This window comes from Serratia sp. JSRIV004 (assembly GCF_019968705.1).
Lineage (GTDB): Bacteria > Pseudomonadota > Gammaproteobacteria > Enterobacterales > Enterobacteriaceae > Chania > Chania fonticola_B.
Window position 1 is genome coordinate 5,234,633 of sequence record NZ_CP074140.1, and the last position, 17,275, is coordinate 5,251,907.

The window sequence follows — 17,275 nt, forward strand, 5'->3', positions numbered from 1 at the left end:
CAATGCGCCCTTATTGCTTGGAGACCACCGCCGGCGTTTTACGCGGCAGCACCAGCCAAATCAGCACCAACATCGCCAGCGCATACAGGCTTTTCCAGCCGATAATCACTAGTAACAACAAGCACAAAGCGGATCCGACGATCGCCATCAGCCGCGAACGCCCCTGCAAGATCCGCCAACCCGCCAACATACACAGCAGATAAATCAGCACAAAAATACCATTGGCATACACCAGCAACGTATCCAGCGGCAGCTTCAGGGTATAGATCAGCAAAGTGAACAGCAGGCAGCAACCTACCACTGCGCTCAATGCATTGACCGGCACCTGACCCGCAGAGAGTTTGGCTAAGCCGCTAGCAGGCTTTTCCTGGGCCTGTGACCAGACCAGGCGGGCAAAGCTCTGGGTGTAGATATTCACGCTGGCAAAACAGGCCAGATAGCCGATGATGCAGGCGATCCACAGCGCATGTTCGCCAAACAGTTGCACCACAATCCCCGGCAACGAAGCGGCCGCCGCCTGATGTTCGCCGTAAGCATGGAAGTGCAGCACCGCTACGGTACAGCCCCAATAGACCGCCCCCGCCACCAACAGCCCGAGCATTAACGCGCGCGGAAAGTCCCGCTCTGGATGGCGAAACTCGGTCGCCAGATGAGCAAAAGCCTCCAGCCCAACAAAGCACCAGAACATCACCGCCAACGCGTGGAACATATTAGGAGGAGAAATATCGCTGACCGCAGGCCATGGGATTTGGGATGGGGTAATGCCGCCTTGCCACCAGATAGCCCCCACCAGAGCTATCACCAGAAGGGCAATCAAGGTCTGAATATTGGCACTGGAACCGGCGCTGCGTGTGCCAAGCAGCCAAATCACCACCAGCGTAACAATTTGCACCAGCAACAGGCCGTTGGCATCCCAACCAAAGGTGGCCTGCCAGAATCCTGCGGCGATTTGTAATGCGGCAGGCAAGCCAACGGGGATCACAGAGAGGAACAGCCAAGCGGTTACCTTTGCCATGCGTGGCCCAAAAGCCAGGCCGACAAAATGCGCGGCACCACCGGCGCTGGGGAAATGGCGGCCCAACGCCGCAAAAGCGATGGCGATTGGGAATACCAGCACAATCAGTATTGGCCAGGCCCACAGGCTGTCGCCCCCCGCCACCTGCGCCGCCAATGCCGGAACGGCAAAGACCCCGGTACCCAGCAGTGAAGTGGACAATAGCCCAACGCCCTGCGCTAAACTCAGCTCCTGCTTAAGTCCACTCACTGCAAACCACCCTGTTTACCCGTCGTCTTTTTCGGGCGCAGTGCTCAGCGCCCCTACAGTCAAAAAATATTAACCGCGCCCATCCTTGATGGCCTTGATGATGTTGGTGGTGGATAACCCATCTTCAAAGTTCAGTACCCGCACATCGCCACCGTTGGCCCAGACTTCAGCACTGCCAGCAATCTCATGCGGCTGGTAGTCACCGCCCTTCACCAGTAGATCTGGCAGAACTTCGGCGATCAGGCGTTGCGGCGTATCTTCTTCAAACGGCACTACCCAATCCACGGCTCCCAGCGCGCCCAACACCACCATACGGTTTTCCAACAGGTTAACCGGGCGGGTTTCCCCTTTCAGGCGTTTGGTTGACGCATCGCTGTTCACCGCCACGATCAGGCGATCGCCCAATTTGCGCGCATTCGCCAGGTACGAGACATGGCCTGCGTGCAGAATGTCGAAGATGCCGTTGGTCATCACCACTTTCTCGCCGCGTTGGCGCGCCTGCGCTACCGCTTTTTTCAGCTCGGCTTCTGTCATTACACCAAAGCCGGTTTCGGCGCGGCCACGAATGGCGTTTTCCAGCTCGACTGGCGAGACGGTCGAGGTGCCCAACTTACCCACCACCACACCGGCGGCGGCGTTAGCCAGGAAGCAGGACTCTTCCAGAGTATTACCCGCCGCCAGGGCGGTGGCCAGCACACCGATCACCGTATCACCGGCACCGGTCACGTCGAACACTTCCTGCGCCTGGGTTGGCAGATGCAACGGCTCACGGCCCGGTTGCAGCAACGTCATCCCCTGCTCGGAACGGGTGATCAGCAGTGCAGACAGTTCAAAGTCCGCCACCAGCTTCATCCCACGTGTCACCAGCTCTTCTTCACTTTGACAATGACCGACCACGGCTTCAAATTCGGACAGGTTTGGGGTCAGCAGCGTGGCACCGCGGTAACGTTCAAAATCGGTGCCTTTCGGGTCGATCAGTACCGGAACCTTCGCCGCACGCGCCAATGCGATCATGCCTTGCACCTTGCTCAGCGCGCCCTTGGCGTAATCCGACAGTACCAGTGCGCCAATCTGCGGCAATGCCTGCTGGATACGCTCCATGATCGGCTGCGGATCGACGTTGGAGAAACCTTCCTCGAAGTCCAGGCGGATCAGCTGTTGGTTACGGGAAAGTACGCGCAGCTTGGTGATAGTTGGGTGCGTAGGGACCGAGACAAAGTCACAGCGCACGTTAACTTCGTTGAGCTTGGCGCTCAGCGCACGCGCCGCGTCGTCGATCCCCGTCAGGCCCACCAGGCGCGAATTGGCCCCTAACGAGGCGATGTTCATCGCGACGTTAGCCGCACCACCGGGACGCTCTTCGATGGTTTCAACCTTGACCACCGGCACCGGCGCTTCCGGTGAAATACGGCTGGTCGGCCCATACCAATAGCGATCCAACATGACGTCACCAACCACCAACACACCGGCGCGGCGAAAATCAGGTAGTGTAACTTTCATCCGATAACTCCAAACAAGTCATAAAAATAAATTCGGCAGATATTAGCATAATAGCCCGCAATACCCGTAAAAACTGCCTACCAGCTCAATGCTTAGGCAAACAATACGTCTCCCTCAGCCCAGCCATTTGCTCCAACTGGCGCGCACCTGCTCACGCTCGGCAGCAAACAGCTCGCTGCTGACTTTGCTGGAGTGTTCCTGTAACGCCAGATGGTGGATCTCATCACGCATGGTGACATAAGCCTGGGTCAACGCCTGGGCCTCGTCTTCCGGCATGATGTCGTAATTAGCCATCAGCTCAAAGATACGCACGTTATCCGACCAACGCGTCAGGCGCGGTTCGCCCGCGGCATAACCTAAGACCAGGTATTGGGCAATAAATTCGATATCGGTGATCCCGCCTTCGTCCGCTTTGATATCAAACAGATCGCGCTGTTTGCTGCCCAGATGGTTGCGCATTTTCTCGCGCATTTCACGCACCTCCTGCTGCAGCTTGTTCACTTCACGCGGTTTGCACAAAATTTCGCGGCGGATCGCATCGAACTGCTGATGCAGCGCCGGATCGCCATACACGATGCGCGCCCGCACCAGAGCCTGATGCTCCCAGGTCCAGGCTTCGTTACGCTGATAATCGGCAAAGGCTTCGACGGTGCTGACCAGCATCCCGGCAGCTCCGGAAGGACGCAGACGGGCATCCACCTCATAGAGAATGCCGGAAGAGGTGCGGGTGCTGAACAAATGCATCACCCGCTGCGCCAGGCGCAGATAGAACTGACGGCCATCGATGCAGCGATCGCCATCCGTCATGACGTCTGGTGGACAATCCAGCAGGAACACCAGGTCTAGATCCGAGCTATAGCCCAGTTCCCAGCCCCCCAGCTTACCGTAGCCGATCACCGCGAACCCTAACCCCTCCCGCTCATGTAGATGAGTCGGCTGACCGTAGCGCGCGACCATGTCTTTCCACGCCTGCTGCACCACCGCATCAATGATCGCCTCGGCCAGATAGGTTAAGTGATCGCTCACTTTCATCACCGGCAGCACCTCGGCGATATCCGCAGCGGCAATGCGCAAGTGTTGTGCCTGCTTGAACTGCCGCAACGCTTCCAACTGCTGTTCTTCATCGTCTTCCGGCACCCGCAGGCGGTATTGGCGCAGTTCGCTACGATAGGCATCCGGAGCCACCGGTTGGTACAGCGTGGCCGGATCCAACAGCTCGTCGAGCAACAGTGGGTAACGCGCCAGTTGGCTGGCCACCATCGGGGATGCGGCACAAAGGCGGATCAGGTGGCTGAGAGCGGCATGGTATTCCACCAGCAGCTCGAGGTAGGTGGTGCGGGTCACGATGCTTAGCAACAGCTGGGTCAGGCGCGTCAGAGCCGTGGCCGCGTCCACGCGCGAACACACTTCGGCCAGCAAGCGTGGCATCAGTTGATCCAGCACGTCACGGCCACGCGGGCCAATGGTGCGTTTGTCCACGTCGTGGCGGAAGTCGGCGATGGAACGCAGCATCTGCCGCCGCGCCTCTTCGTCCAGATGGGGCGTCAGTGGCTCTAGCTCGCTCTCATCCAACGCATCCTGCCACAGGCTGTGGTAATGCTGGTAGTTGGGATCTTCGCCTACGTCTGGGCTATCGTCGCCGATCAGGTCATCAAATACCGTACGGACCTGGCGCATGTGCTCGTCCAGCACCATCATCAACGACGGCCAGTCCGGCTGGTCCATTCCCCAGGCCAGTCGCGCCTGATCCAGCTCGTCCTGCGGCAGGGTCTGGGTCTGCTGGTCGGCAATCGCCTGCAACAGATTCTCCAGCCGCCGCAGGAACAGATAGCCGTCACTCAGCTCTGCGACCTGCTGCGCGGTCAACAACCCCAGTTCACCCACCGCCTGCAACGTCGGCAGCAGTGATCGCCCCTGCAAACTGGGCTCACGCCCACCACGGATCAGTTGGAAGACCTGGGTGATAAATTCGATTTCGCGGATGCCACCGGCACCCAGCTTGATGTTGTCCTTCAGCCCCCGCCGCCGCACTTCGCGGGCAATCATGCCCTTCATATTACGCAGCGACTGGATCACGCTGAAATCGATATAGCGACGGAACACGAATGGCCGCAATGTCTTACGCAGCTCCTGGCTGTAGGCATCTTCATGCCCCCCCATCAGGCGCGCCTTGACCATCGCGTAGCGTTCCCAATCGCGCCCCTGCTCCTGATAATAATCTTCCAGCGCGGCAAAGCTCATCACCAGCGGGCCGCTATCGCCAAACGGCCGCAGACGCATATCGACGCGGTAGACAAAGCCGTCGATGGTTTGCTGATCCAACGCTTTGATCAGCCGTTGCCCCAGGCGGGTAAAGAATTGGGCGTTATCCAGCTCACGCCGCCCGCCTTGGGTGTGGCCGTTTTCCGGATAGGCAAAGATCAGATCGATATCAGAGGAGAAGTTCAGTTCACCACCGCCGAGTTTGCCCATCCCCAGGATCAGCAAAGGCTGCGGCACGCCATCGGCATTGCAAGGCGTGCCCCACTCGCGGCAACAGGTTTGATAGAGCCAGTCACGAGCGCTGACGATCAGCGTTTCTGCCAGAGCACTCAGCTGTTGTAGCGTTTCTTGCGTGGTACATAGCTGCTGAGCCTGCGCCCAGGCAATACGCACCAGGCTCTCACGGCGAAACAGGCGCAGCACGCGCATTAGCTGCGCTTCGTCCTGCACCTCTTCAAGCTCATCCTGCAACCAGGCGGCATAGTGCTGCCACTCATCGGCCACCGGCGGCTGCTGGCGTAACGTTACCAACCATTCAGGATGGCCGAGCAACATGTCGCTGACAAAATCACTCGACGCCAGAACGCTTTGTTCTGCGGCGCTGAGCATTAACTCCGCGCCCTGAGTTTCCTGAAATCGCTGCACGATGTTCTGTGCCTGAAGCTGTAACGCAGCAGAGAGTGGCAACATAGTGAATGACCCGTTCTATGGCCTGCAGCCGGCAGGCCCGCTGGAGTTAACGAACCGCGCCGTTTAACCAGAATGGCGCATGGGATAATGCCTGTTTGCGGCTGGCTTCGTACCAACCCTGACGACGCTCGGCAATGGCTGATTGCAGTTCGCGCCAACTGTCGATATACGGCCCGGTTTCGCTATCCGGATAGGCACCAGAAAGCAGGATAAACGCCAGCACCTGGCGCGTCAGGCGTGGCAGTTGCTCTTGATATTCATCTTCATTCAGGGTGCGCGTAAAGGCTTCTTTCAGCTCTGCGGCGCTACGGCCCAGCATGATATCGCTAAAACGCTTGAATGAACCATCCAGCTTAGCCTGCGATTTGGCATCGATAAACGGCCGCCATGCGCCGGTGATCAACCACGATGTGAGTGCCAACTTACATTGCAGATACTCCGTGCCGTAGCACAGCTCCTGCGGCTGGGTGGTTTTATCCACCAGCAAAGGCTCCAAAGCCGTCAGCCGAGCGCGCAGATCGGTGCTTGCCTTGCGCGGAACCAAGCCGCCAAAGATCACCAGCGCCTGGCGGATCAGACCGATGGCTTCCATTACCGCACGGCGTGCCTGCTTGTCGCCACGCAGCCACAGCTCTTCGTGATACTGCCAATGGCTCAGCGCCAGCTCGAAAGCGGCAACCATGCCTTGTTCTACCGTGGACTTAGGTGCAGGCTTCATCACGCTTAATGGGCGTAACTCACGTTCGGCATTGCCCTGCGCCAGATGATAGCCCCGAGCCGCTTTACTGAGGCTACCCTGGCGTAAACCACCCTGTTCCGCCAATGCGGCTGCCAATGCCAGCAAATCAGCAGTCTCACCGCTTTTCAGCTCCAGTTCCAGCTCGCATAACGGTTCAGCGAGGTCACCCGCGCGCACTTCACCCTGGTCGAGGCCAATCTCAATCTCGCTTGCGCCGTAAGTGACCACCCACTTTTCACGCACAAAGTCAGTACGGAACAGCGGCTGCAACGCCTTTTGCAACGGGGCCAGCTTGCAGCCCTCCGGCCAGATATCCGCCGGGAATTTTTTCAGCGCCAGCGCGGGTTTGGCGATGGCGACGTTAAATTCCGGCCGCTGGTGCAGCCCCCCCACAACCGAACCGGCGGTTTTGATGGTCATTTCATAGCTATCGTCAAAACCGCGAATACGCAGGCCCATATCATGGTTGCGCAGGAAGTTGTCGGCGGTTTCATAGTAGATATTGGTCAGCTTCTGCGGCGCAGAATGCTGATTAGGCCAGGCGGCAATCCGCTCCGGTAGGCTGGCAATCGCTGCGGGGGAAACAATAAACTTCAGTTCTATTTCAACGCTCATAGTTCTTTTACACCAATAGGTTAGGCATTCGCGTGAGTCTTCACGGCGGCGGAGTCTGCCGGCCGCACTCAGCCCGACGACGCACAGTGAGAGTATCTTACCGCGATTCCCCCTGACTTGACTCTGCCAACTGCAGAAAAAACCTGTTACGTTATAGAATGCTGCGCAACTGACGGGATTTAGCATAGTAAGATAGTTCCCATTCCGGTTTTGGCGTTGCGCCGTCAGACTGAACGCTCTACTATCGTTCCATAAATCCACGCAGAAACGATGACATAATGCAGAAATTACGCCTGATTTGCCTTGCCGTGCTAAGTTTTAGCATCACTTGGGGCGCACATGCCGAAGATAAACGCTATATCTCCGATGAATTAAATACTTATGTCCATAGCGGCCCAGGTAACCAATACCGTATCGTCGGCACCTTGAATGCCGGTGAAGAAGTCACGCTGTTGAGCGTCAATGACAGCACCAGCTACGGCCAGATCCGCGATTCCAAAGGACGCAGCGTCTGGATCCCGCTGGATCAGCTGAGCCAGACGCCAAGCCTGCGCACCCAGGTGCCAGAGCTGGAACAGCAGGTGAAAACCCTGACCGACAAGCTGGCCAATATTGATAATAGCTGGAACCAGCGCACCGCCGAAATGCAGCAGAAAGTGGCCGCCAGCGATAGCACCATCAGCGGCCTGCAGCAGGAAAACCAGGATCTGAAAAATCAGCTGGTTGTGGCGCAGAAGAAGGTGAACGCGGTGAATCTGCAACTTGATGACAAACAGCGCACCATTATTCTGCAATGGTTCATGTACGGCGGCGGCGTTGCCGGCGTTGGTTTGCTGCTCGGCCTGCTGTTGCCGCACCTGATCCCACGCCGCAAGAATAACCGCTGGATGAACTGATTGCTGTTCCGCCAGTTTAAGCGCCTACGGGCGCTTTTTTATTGCCTGACGCATCCGCTGCCCAATTGATGTAATCTGATCAAACGAGCTATTGATAGGAGTTAAACCGTGAAAATTTACCTGGTCGGCGGTGCCGTCCGTGACACCCTGCTTAACTTACCGGTAGTGGATCACGACTGGGTGGTGGTCGGCGCAACGCCTGCCGATCTGCTGGCTCTTGGCTATCAGCAGGTAGGTAAAGACTTCCCGGTATTCCTCAACCCGCAAACTCATGAGGAGTATGCGCTGGCCCGCACCGAACGTAAATCCGGCCAGGGTTACACCGGATTTACCTGCTACGCCGCCCCGGACGTGACGCTGGAAGAGGATCTGCTGCGGCGCGATCTCACCATCAACGCCATGGCGCGGGGTGATGATGGAGTACTGGTTGACCCCTATAACGGCAAGGCCGATCTCGACGCCCGCCTGTTGCGCCATGTCTCCGACGCTTTTGGCGAAGATCCGCTGCGAGTGTTACGCGTGGCGCGTTTTGCCGCCCGCTTTGCCTCCCTGGGTTTTACCGTTGCCCCTGAAACCAGCGCGCTGATGCAGCAGATGGCCGAAAGCGGTGAACTGGCCACCCTGACGGCGGAGCGCGTGTGGAAAGAGACCGAGAAGGCATTACAGAGCCAGAGCCCGCAGGTGTATTTCCAGGTGCTTCGCGACTGCGGAGCGTTGAAAGTGCTGTTCCCGGAAATCGACGCCCTGTTTGGCGTGCCAGCCCCAGAGAAATGGCACCCGGAAATTGATACTGGCGTACACACGCTGATGACGCTGGCGATTGCCACCCAGCTCAGCCCCGAGGTAGATATCCGCTTCTCGGCGCTGTGCCACGATCTCGGGAAAGGCATCACGCCGCAAGAACTCTGGCCACACCACTATGGCCATGGCCCTGCGGGCGTCAGGCTGGTAGAGAAGCTTTGCCAACGGCTGCGTGTTCCTAATCCAGTACGTGAGCTGGCGAAGCTGGTGGCGGAGTACCACGACCTGATCCACACGGCCAATAAACTGCGGCCAGAAACGCTGTTAAAACTGTTTGATGCCATCGACGTGTGGCGTAAACCGCAGCGGCTGGAGCAGATGATCCTCACCAGCGAAGCCGATGCCCGCGGGCGTACCGGTTTTGAAAACAACCCTTATCCGCAGGGCGATTACCTGCGCCAGGCCTATCAGGTCGCCAACGCGGTTTCGGTCAAAGAAGTGGTGGAAAGTGGCCTGCAAGGGCTGGCGATCCGCGACGAGGTCAAACGCCGCCGTCAGCAGGCGTTGGCGGACTGGAAGAAACAGCAAGAACCTCAGCCTTAGGTAAAACGGGCGCGGTATGCGCCCCTACCTACCCCTCCAGCACCAACGAATCACGGCTGATTTCAGCGATACTTTTCGCCCCCGTGAGCGTCATCGCTACGCACATCTCTTTTTTGATCAATGCGAGCAGATTTTCTACCCCAGCCTGGCCCGCTGTCGCCAGCGCATAGAGATAAGCACGCCCAAGCAACACACTGTCCGCCCCAAGCGCGATCATGCGCACCACGTCTAATCCGCTACGTATCCCGCTGTCTGCCAGGATGGTGATATCCCCTTTCACCGCATCGGCAATCATCGGCAACGCACGAGCAGAAGAAAGCACCCCATCCAGTTGGCGACCACCGTGGTTGGAAACCACAATCCCGTCAGCACCAAAACGCACGGCATCACGTGCATCGTCGGCGTCGAGAATGCCCTTTATCACCATCGGTCCCTGCCAGAAATCACGGATCCATTCCAAATCACTCCATGAAATCGAAGGGTCAAAGTTGGCCCCCAGCCACCCGATATAATCTGCTAGTCCGGTGGGCTTTCCGAGGTAAGCGGAAATATTGCCCAGATCGTGCGGGCGCCCATTCAGGCCAACATCCCACGCCCAGGCAGGATGGGTAACGGCTTGCCAATAGCGCCGCTGGGCGGCATAGGGGCCACTCATTGCCGAATGTGCATCGCGGTAACGGGCGCCTGGTGTCGGCATATCCACGGTGAAGACCAAGGTGGTACAGCCCGCGGCTTTCGCCCGCTCCAAGGCATTACGCATGAATCCGCGATCTTTCAACACATACAGCTGGAACCACATGGGCCGCTTGATGGCCGGCGCCACCTCTTCGATTGGGCACACCGATACGGTGGAAAGCGTAAACGGAATGCCTTGTTGTTCTGCGGCCCTTGCAGCCTGCACCTCCCCACGGCGGGCATACATGCCACATAACCCTACCGGGCCAAGGACAACAGGCATGGCCAAAGTTTCGTTAAACAGTTTGGTTTCCAGGCTGAGCGCCGACATGTTCTTAAGAACACGCTGCCTCAATGCGACCTGAGCCAGATCTTCCACGTTACGCCGTAAAGTGTGTTCGGCATAAGCGCCGCCATCAATGTAGTGAAACAGAAACGGCGGCAGTTTACGTTGTGCCGCAGCGCGATAATCCGTGGCTGCTGAGATAATCATCAAACGATCTCCCTTTGTTACGGTGAATTGTCATCAGGAAGGCGGGTTATACGCGCCTGCCTGGCCTCATCTTCATGCAGATTTTTAATGGTGGAATGCACGAATCCCAGGTGAGATTTGGCCGCTTTACCCGCCCGTTCAGGATCGCCTGCCAGGATCGCCAGCAGCAGTTCCTCGTGCTGTTCAGTCAGCCGGGTGAAAATCGTCGGCTGGGTGTACATACGCTGGCGGCTATGCATGACGGAGGTGCGCATTAAATCGAAAAAGCCGCGCATGGTTTGCAGCAACACCACGTTGTGTGAAGCCTCGGCAATCGCCAAATGGAAGCGCACATCCGCCTGAGCGGCAAGTTCAGGATGATCGCTCTCCTGAAGCGCTAACATGGCGTCAAAGCAAGCCTGTAGCTTCTCTTTGTCTGCGGCGGTGGCGCGCATTGCCGCGTGCCAGGCGGTGCTGGCCTCAATGGCATGGCGAGCTTCCAGAATGTCATAGCGATAGTCAGGATCGTCGGCAACCAAGGTTCTCAGCGGTTCCACGATGCATTGCTCCGACCAGGGGGAAAGCTCGTCGCAGACATAGGTTCCGCCGCCACGTCGGCTGATAAGCGTTTTTTCACCAATCAGCTTTTGAATCGCCTCACGTAAAGAGGAACGCGAGACGCCCAACTCGTTGGCCAACTGGCGCTCGGCGGGCAAGCGCATCCCCATTTCCAGTTGGCGTTCACGGATCATCACCTTGATACGCTCAACCAAACGATCGGCCGAGCGGAGTGGATCAGTAGGTTGAAGATTTACAGTCATGGGATCATCCAGGTTAGCCAGTAAGCCTGAAGCGTAGTAATAACTCCCACCATACAGGTGAAGATCAGGCTGTGTTTTACCGTAAAGCGGAACAGGTCAGACTCTTTCCCCACCAACCCCACGGCGGCACAGGCAATCGCGATAGACTGTGGTGAAATCATTTTGCCTGTGACTCCGCCGGTGGTGTTAGCCGCAACCAACAGCACATCCGAAACGCCAATCTGCTGGGCGGTGGTGGCCTGCAGAGCGGCAAACAACGCGTTGGACGAAGTGTCTGAGCCGGTCAGGAACACGCCCAACCAGCCAAGGAACGGTGAGAAAAAGGTGAACGCGCTGCCGGTATGCGCCAATGCCAGTGCCAAGGTTGCCGACAGGCCGGAATAGTTGGAAATAAAGGCAAAGGCTAACACCATGCCAATGGAATAAATGGGCAACATCAACGCCTTTAGCGTTTCAGCCAGCGTGGTGAGCGCGTCTTTGGGCTTCATGCGCAGGTAAATCACAGAGGCGATCGCAGCAACCATAATGGCGGTGCCGGTGGCAGAGAACCAGTCAAGTTTGAAAACGGCGACATAAGGCGTGATGTTTGCCACCACCGGCGGCATTTTGGCCACCAGCTTATCCAGAAAAGGCACCGGAATAGAGAACACCCACTCGTACAGCGCACCACCTTGCGCGAACAACGCTTTAAACGGCGGGATGCTCCACAGGGTGACCGTAGCGGTCAGGAAAATAAACGGCATCCAGGCGCGAATAATCTGCCCTAAACCATAGTGCTGCTGCACCAGCTTTTGGTCGGCGACGGCCCCCTCGGCATTATCAAAGCGGAACAGGCGTTTTGGCTGCCAAACCCGCAGAAACAGCGTCAGGCATACCAGTGAAACCAGCGAGGAGATGATGTCTGGCAACTCTGGCCCAAGAAAGTTGGAGCTGAGATACTGCGCCAAGGCAAAGCTGCCCCCCGCCACGACCACCGCAGGCCAGGTTTCTTTAATGCCGCGCCAACCGTCCATAATCGCCATGATCCAGAACAGCACGATAATCGTCAGGAACGGCAATTGGCGCCCGACCATCTGCCCAATTGCAAAGCTGTCCAACCCGGTCACCTGGCCCGCAACGATAATCGGGATACCCATAGCGCCGAAAGCCACCGGTGCAGTGTTGACGATCAGGCAAAGCCCTGCGGCATACAACGGATTGAACCCCAGCCCAACCAACAAGGCGGCGGTAATGGCTACCGGTGCGCCAAACCCGGCGGCACCTTCCAAAAAGGCACCAAAACAGAAGCCAACGATCAGCATCTGTAAACGTTGGTCGGGGGTGATAGAGAGAATGGAAGAGCGGATGATGTCAAACTGCCCGGTTTTCACCGAAATCTGGTAGACAAATACTGCGGCAATAATGATCCAGGCTATCGGCCACAGCCCATAGAAAAAACCATAAACCACCGCAGCGAGCGCTCGATCGATGGGCATCCGGTAGAGGAATAACGCCACCAGCAAAGCTATACCAACGGTTAACGTTGCTGCAATATGCCCCTTGAGCTTCAGTTTAATCAACGCCAAGAAAAAAAACGCAATGGGCAGCGCCGCGACCGCACTTGATAGCCAGATATTACCAATGGGATCATAAACTTGTTGCCAGACTTCCATGTAGATAACTCCCGCGATTATTTACATACTCCTCCGCTTAATGGGTCGTACTAACAGGGCGAAGTCATATGATTGATAACCGATAGTTAACTTACTGTTAAAAACATGCAATGTGTCTGTTTGGGTTTTTGCCGTTTATGTGCCAGAGGTTCACATTTTTCCGGCATTGGTCGGACCAAAAGTGGGGAGAAGGGGGGCTAAATGAGCAAGATTAAGCAGCACCATTATTTGGGGACCCCTCGCGCTATCGCCTTTTTAAATATGTGTATGATGTGGTGCAGACAACAGCAGGAGTACATACATGACAGTAAATAATAGACTTATTAACAATATGGGTATTAACCTTAACGCCAGCTTTGCTGCCAAACTACATAATCACGCAACGAAAAAATGGCAGGAAGAAAACAAGGGAACTCTCGAGGCATTAAATCGTTTTCATGATGAACACGGCTGTTTCAGCGATGAGTACAGAACGTTTTAACAATGCAATTCACCGTCTACTGCAAAAACGGCAATAGATTTCCTCATTGATGGAATTTGAAGCCACTGGTAGCGACCAATCGAATGCGCCAACACAAGTAATATGAACATAGTGGGCCAAGAGCCCACTATTGGAGAAGAGAAAACGTTCGAGTTGGTGCCAGGATTAATGAATAAACACCATGTAGACCGCCGCCGCGACGATAAAGCGGTAGATGGCGAAAGGCACAAACGAGATACGCTTGATCAACTGCAGGAAGGTCTTGATGGCGATTAGTGCTACCACAAACGCGGTAGCGAAACCGACGGCAAACATCGGCAGGTCACTGAGCGTCAGGAAGTGCAGGCTCTTGTACAGATCCAGACCGCTGGCCCCGATCATCATTGGCACTGCCAGAATAAAGGAGAACTCCGAGGCCGCAAAACGGCTCACGCCCACCAGCATGCCCCCCGAAATGGTAGAGCCGGAACGGGAAAAGCCAGGCCACAGCGCCAGACACTGGAAGCAACCGATCAAAAAGGCCTGCCGATAGGTAATATCATCCAGCCCGACCGCGCTTGGTTTTTTCGGTTTCAGCCATTCGGCGGCCAACAGCAACAGGCCCCCGACCACTAACGCATACATCACGTTTTTCGGTTCAAATAGCGATTTGATCATATCGTGGAGCAGCAACCCCAGCGCTACCGCCGGGATCATCGCCAGCAGGATATGGCCCAACTTCAATTGCCCTGCCGTCTGCCCTTCATGAGGAACAGGTTTGCCACCAAAGTGAATGCCGATCAGGCCAAACAGACGGCGCCAGAACACCACTACCACCGCCAGGATCGAACCCAGTTGGATAATAACTTCGAAGGTTTTCGCCTTATCGCCGGTAAAACCCAGTAACTCACCAACGATAATCATGTGCCCGGTAGAGGAAACCGGCAGGAACTCTGTCAGCCCTTCGACTACCCCAAGCACGAATGCCACAAACAATGAATGCATGTCCGCCATCAGACCACTACCCCATTTCAAATTTAACGCTATTAAAGGTACGAGCACAAAAAAGCGGCAGTGTTCAATACCTTGCCGCTTAAACAATTCTAGTTACAGACCAGCATATCGGTCTTTAGTTGCATATTGGTGACAACTTGTCAGGCTGGGCGCTGACCGCGTTCGATGATCACCCCAACCCGGCTGGCGTGCGCGACTGCACCCGGCTTGCTGACCTTAATACGGACCCAGGGAGATTTAAAGCGCCGTAGCAAAATTTCGGATACCTCCTCTGCTACCCGCTCCACCAACGCAAAACGATTGGGCTGCACATGCTGAATGACCGCATCGCTGATATCGGCATAGCTCAGGCAATCATTCACATCATCGCTGGCGGCTGCCTGGCGGTTGTCCCACGCCATTTCGATATCGAACACCAGCTTTTGCGCAATGGTTTGTTCCCAATCATAAACGCCAATGGTGGTGATCACGGTAAGCTCTTCAATAAATACGATATCCATCACGTCATTCTCAGTTTTTGGCCTTGCCGGATACCACTTCCGACGGAATATGCGTATTATCCATAGATGTTGCGAGTAAAACGACCATTATTAGACGGAACCGCGTTATGAGTGCTACCGCGCTTGGCATGATTATCTTCGCGTATCTGTGTGGCTCAATTTCCAGCGCGATCCTGGTTTGCCGGATCGCCAGGCTACCGGATCCGCGTGAACATGGATCGGGAAATCCAGGGGCGACTAACGTCCTGCGTATCGGCGGCCGCCTGGCGGCGGCTACGGTGTTGGTGTTCGATATACTAAAAGGGATGCTGCCAGTCTGGTTGGCCTATGCGTTCAACGTCCCACCGCTGTATCTGGGCCTGACGGCAATCGCCGCCTGTCTTGGGCATATCTACCCGGTGTTCTTCCACTTCCGTGGGGGCAAGGGCGTGGCAACGGCGTTCGGTGCCATTGCGCCGATCGGCTGGGATCTCACTGGCCTGATGACCGGCACCTGGCTGTTGACCGTGCTGCTGAGCGGCTATTCCTCGCTCGGGGCGATCGTCAGCGCGCTGATTGCACCGTTCTATGTCTGGTGGTTCAAACCGCAGTTTACCTTCCCGGTAGCAATGCTCTCTTGCCTGATCCTGATGCGCCATCACGACAATATCCAGCGCCTATGGCGCGGCCAGGAAGGGAAAATCTGGGGTAAGTTCCGCAAGAAGAAAGACGGTGTTTTAGAACAGGAAGAACACAAAGAAGAATGATTGAAAGGCCGGAAATTCCGGCCCTTGGCTTTTACACCGCAGGCAGCTCTGCCAGCGGCCAACGTGGGCGTACGGTAACGCCCAACTCCGGGTTACCCCCGTTTTTCATTCGAACCATCCCAGCATAAGCGATCATGGCCCCATTGTCGGTGCAGAATTCCGGGCGGGCATAGAACACTTCGCCACCGCGTTTTTTCATTAGGTCTGCCAGCTTGCTGCGCAACGTGCGGTTGGCACTGACGCCACCGGCCATCACCAGGCGTTTAAACCCGGTCTGCTCCAGCGCGCGTTTGCATTTGATCGCCAGCGTATCCACCACCGCATCTTCAAAAGCACGGGCAATATCGGCACGGGTTTGATCGTCGTTGCCGTTAGAGCGGATGGTATTGGCGGCAAAGGTCTTCAGGCCGGAGAAACTGAAATCCAGCCCTGGGCGATCGGTCATTGGGCGTGGGAAGGTAAAACGCCCTTCAGTGCCCTGCTGCGCCATTTTCGACAGCATCGGCCCGCCGGGATAATCCAGCCCTAACAGCTTGGCCGTTTTGTCGAACGCTTCGCCTGCGGCGTCGTCAACCGACTCCCCCAGCAAAGTATATTCACCGATCCCGGTCACGCTGATCAGTTGGGTATGGCCGCCAGACACCAGCAGTGCCACAAACGGAAACTCCGGAGGGTTGTCTTCCAGCATCGGTGCCAGCAAGTGGCCTTCCATATGATGCACCGGCACCGCAGGCACGCCCCAGGCAAACGCCAACGCGCGGCCAATGGTTGCCCCAACCAACAAGGCCCCCACCAGACCCGGCCCGGCGGTATACGCCACGCCATCGATATCGGTAGGCTTCAGGTTCGCCTCTTTCAGTGCGGCCTGGATCAGCGGCACTGTCTTGCGCACGTGATCGCGGGAAGCCAGTTCTGGCACCACACCGCCGTAATCGGCATGCAGTTTCACCTGGCTGTAGAGTTGGTTGGCTAACAAACCGGCTTGATCGTCATACACTGCAATACCGGTTTCATCGCAGGACGTTTCTATACCCAATACGCGCATTACATTTCCCATCATTCACGTGCGGCCGCCAGTTTATCACAATCAACGCCATTTACCGCCAGCCTGCAGCACCCTGGCCGCGATGGTGCGCTATGTCGATGATTCACAAGGTTGCCCGCCGGGTGATTAAAAACGAGCAATTTTTTCTGATTAGTCTATAATCGGCGGCCGATGCATAATTGCGCGAGTTTGCCGGAACGCGGCGTGTTTCAATTTGCTATGGTGCTTTACAAAGCAGCATCCATTGAAGTAAAATTCCGCACCATTTTGAAAAGGCTGGCGCTTGGCCAGCAGCAAACCGAATTCTATTGAGGTGAGAGGCACATGCCGGTAATTAAAGTACGTGAAAACGAGCCATTTGACGTTGCACTGCGTCGTTTCAAGCGTTCCTGCGAAAAAGCGGGTGTTTTGGCTGAAGTTCGTCGTCGTGAGTTCTATGAAAAACCGACTACCGAACGTAAACGCGCTAAAGCTTCTGCAGTAAAACGCCACGCGAAGAAACTGGCTCGCGAAAACGCACGCCGCACTCGTCTGTATTAATCCTTCGGGGGTAACCCCACCGCGTGATTTTTTTCTTTTT

At 56.3% G+C, this 17,275-nt stretch carries 15 protein-coding genes; 5 read left to right on the top strand and 10 right to left on the bottom strand.

The genetic code is table 11. The annotated features are described in order from the left end of the window. Window positions 1-10 precede the first annotated feature (10 nt). From yjeH to KGP21_RS24870, 4 genes are all read right to left on the bottom strand, one after another. Window positions 11-1,264 (bottom strand): L-methionine/branched-chain amino acid transporter, encoded by a 1,254-nt coding sequence (gene yjeH, locus KGP21_RS24855; protein WP_059201850.1) that lies wholly within the window; start codon window positions 1,262-1,264, stop codon window positions 11-13. Between the two features lie 69 nt (window positions 1,265-1,333). Continuing rightward, on the bottom strand, window positions 1,334-2,764 hold the full coding sequence (hldE, locus tag KGP21_RS24860) for a bifunctional D-glycero-beta-D-manno-heptose-7-phosphate kinase/D-glycero-beta-D-manno-heptose 1-phosphate adenylyltransferase HldE (protein WP_021179499.1): 1,431 nt from the start codon (window positions 2,762-2,764) through the stop codon (window positions 1,334-1,336). A 114-nt stretch (window positions 2,765-2,878) separates the two neighbouring features. Then, window positions 2,879-5,716: a bifunctional [glutamate--ammonia ligase]-adenylyl-L-tyrosine phosphorylase/[glutamate--ammonia-ligase] adenylyltransferase gene (glnE, locus tag KGP21_RS24865; protein WP_115159744.1), complete on the bottom strand. Its 2,838-nt coding sequence runs from the start codon at window positions 5,714-5,716 to the stop codon at window positions 2,879-2,881. 46 nt (window positions 5,717-5,762) lie between these two features. Next, window positions 5,763-7,070: an inorganic triphosphatase gene (locus KGP21_RS24870; RefSeq protein ID WP_161739836.1), complete on the bottom strand. Its 1,308-nt coding sequence runs from the start codon at window positions 7,068-7,070 to the stop codon at window positions 5,763-5,765. Between the two features lie 278 nt (window positions 7,071-7,348). On the opposite strand from KGP21_RS24870, the gene KGP21_RS24875 reads away from it, so the two are divergent. Together KGP21_RS24875 and KGP21_RS24880 are read left to right on the top strand one after the other, a co-directional pair. After that, complete coding sequence (locus KGP21_RS24875) at window positions 7,349-7,966, top strand: TIGR04211 family SH3 domain-containing protein (protein ID WP_021179496.1); 618 nt, start codon at window positions 7,349-7,351, stop codon at window positions 7,964-7,966. A gap of 108 nt (window positions 7,967-8,074) precedes the next feature. Further along, the gene (locus KGP21_RS24880; RefSeq protein ID WP_179253954.1) at window positions 8,075-9,310 is read left to right on the top strand and encodes a multifunctional CCA addition/repair protein; all 1,236 of its coding nucleotides are present in this window, start codon (window positions 8,075-8,077) and stop codon (window positions 9,308-9,310) included. 28 nt (window positions 9,311-9,338) lie between these two features. Here the strand turns inward: KGP21_RS24880 and lldD are convergent, their stop codons facing one another. Genes lldD through lldP form a run of 3 tightly spaced genes read right to left on the bottom strand, consistent with a single transcriptional unit; the run spans window position 9,339 to window position 12,930 of the window. Next, the gene (gene lldD, locus KGP21_RS24885; protein ID WP_021806874.1) at window positions 9,339-10,478 is read right to left on the bottom strand and encodes an FMN-dependent L-lactate dehydrogenase LldD; all 1,140 of its coding nucleotides are present in this window, start codon (window positions 10,476-10,478) and stop codon (window positions 9,339-9,341) included. Between the two features lie 17 nt (window positions 10,479-10,495). Then, window positions 10,496-11,278 (bottom strand): transcriptional regulator LldR, encoded by a 783-nt coding sequence (lldR, locus tag KGP21_RS24890; protein ID WP_021806875.1) that lies wholly within the window; start codon window positions 11,276-11,278, stop codon window positions 10,496-10,498. Then, window positions 11,275-12,930: an L-lactate permease gene (lldP, locus tag KGP21_RS24895; RefSeq protein ID WP_223536416.1), complete on the bottom strand. Its 1,656-nt coding sequence runs from the start codon at window positions 12,928-12,930 to the stop codon at window positions 11,275-11,277. Before lldP ends, lldR begins: the two co-directional genes overlap by 4 nt. Window positions 12,931-13,261: 331 nt before the next feature. On the opposite strand from lldP, the gene KGP21_RS24900 reads away from it, so the two are divergent. Further along, window positions 13,262-13,411 (top strand): type II toxin-antitoxin system CcdA family antitoxin, encoded by a 150-nt coding sequence (locus tag KGP21_RS24900; RefSeq protein WP_371822721.1) that lies wholly within the window; start codon window positions 13,262-13,264, stop codon window positions 13,409-13,411. Between the two features lie 165 nt (window positions 13,412-13,576). Here the strand turns inward: KGP21_RS24900 and bacA are convergent, their stop codons facing one another. Both bacA and folB read right to left on the bottom strand, forming a co-directional pair. Beyond that, a complete protein-coding gene (gene bacA / locus KGP21_RS24905) occupies window positions 13,577-14,404 on the bottom strand; it encodes an undecaprenyl-diphosphate phosphatase (RefSeq protein WP_021179489.1) in 828 nt (275 codons plus the stop codon). Between the two features lie 140 nt (window positions 14,405-14,544). Then, entirely contained in the window at window positions 14,545-14,904 is a 360-nt protein-coding gene (folB, locus tag KGP21_RS24910) for a bifunctional dihydroneopterin aldolase/7,8-dihydroneopterin epimerase (protein ID WP_021806879.1), read from the bottom strand. Between the two features lie 107 nt (window positions 14,905-15,011). On the opposite strand from folB, the gene plsY reads away from it, so the two are divergent. Next, entirely contained in the window at window positions 15,012-15,650 is a 639-nt protein-coding gene (gene plsY / locus KGP21_RS24915; RefSeq protein WP_021179487.1) for a glycerol-3-phosphate 1-O-acyltransferase PlsY, read from the top strand. 31 nt (window positions 15,651-15,681) lie between these two features. Here the strand turns inward: plsY and tsaD are convergent, their stop codons facing one another. Next, on the bottom strand, window positions 15,682-16,695 hold the full coding sequence (gene tsaD, locus KGP21_RS24920; protein ID WP_223538547.1) for a tRNA (adenosine(37)-N6)-threonylcarbamoyltransferase complex transferase subunit TsaD: 1,014 nt from the start codon (window positions 16,693-16,695) through the stop codon (window positions 15,682-15,684). 324 nt (window positions 16,696-17,019) lie between these two features. Between tsaD and rpsU the strand changes: the two genes are divergently transcribed. Beyond that, on the top strand, window positions 17,020-17,235 hold the full coding sequence (gene rpsU / locus KGP21_RS24925) for a 30S ribosomal protein S21 (RefSeq protein WP_001144069.1): 216 nt from the start codon (window positions 17,020-17,022) through the stop codon (window positions 17,233-17,235). The last annotated feature ends 40 nt before the right edge of the window (window positions 17,236-17,275 follow it).